This is a genomic window from Acinetobacter sp. GW821-FHT01C12 (genome assembly GCF_059422625.1).
In genome coordinates this window covers 1-600 of record NZ_JBWKXD010000025.1, presented here as the reverse complement: position 1 = coordinate 600, position 600 = coordinate 1, and the positions used below count along the sequence as shown (strand labels likewise).

1 protein-coding gene is annotated in these 600 nt (G+C 43.8%); it reads left to right on the top strand.

The genetic code is table 11. The features are described from left to right. A partial coding sequence (locus tag AC07WY_RS21480; protein ID WP_262469167.1) for an EF-Tu C-terminal domain-related protein occupies window positions 1-600 on the top strand: 600 nt, incomplete at its 5' end.

The window sequence follows — 600 nt, the reverse complement described above, 5'->3', positions numbered from 1 at the left end:
CTTGATTCTTATATTCCAGAACCAGAACGTGCTATCGATAAAGCATTCTTGATGCCAATCGAAGATGTATTCTCTATTTCTGGTCGTGGTACAGTGGTAACAGGTCGTGTAGAATCTGGTATCGTTAAAGTCGGCGAAGAAGTTGAAATCGTTGGTATCAAAGATACAGTTAAAACAACTGTAACTGGCGTAGAAATGTTCCGTAAACTTCTTGACGAAGGTCGTGCGGGCGAGAACTGTGGTGTTCTTTTACGTGGTACTAAGCGTGAAGACGTACAACGTGGTCAAGTACTTGCTAAACCAGGTACAATCAAGCCGCACACTAAATTCGACGCAGAAGTATATGTACTTTCTAAAGAAGAAGGTGGTCGTCATACTCCGTTCCTTAACGGTTACCGTCCACAGTTCTACTTCCGTACAACTGACGTAACTGGCGCAATCCAATTACAAGACGGCGTTGAAATGGTTATGCCAGGTGACAACGTTGAAATGTCAGTAGAACTAATTCACCCAATCGCAATGGACCCAGGTCTACGTTTTGCGATCCGTGAAGGTGGTCGTACAGTTGGTGCTGGTGTAGTTGCTAAAGTAACTGCATAA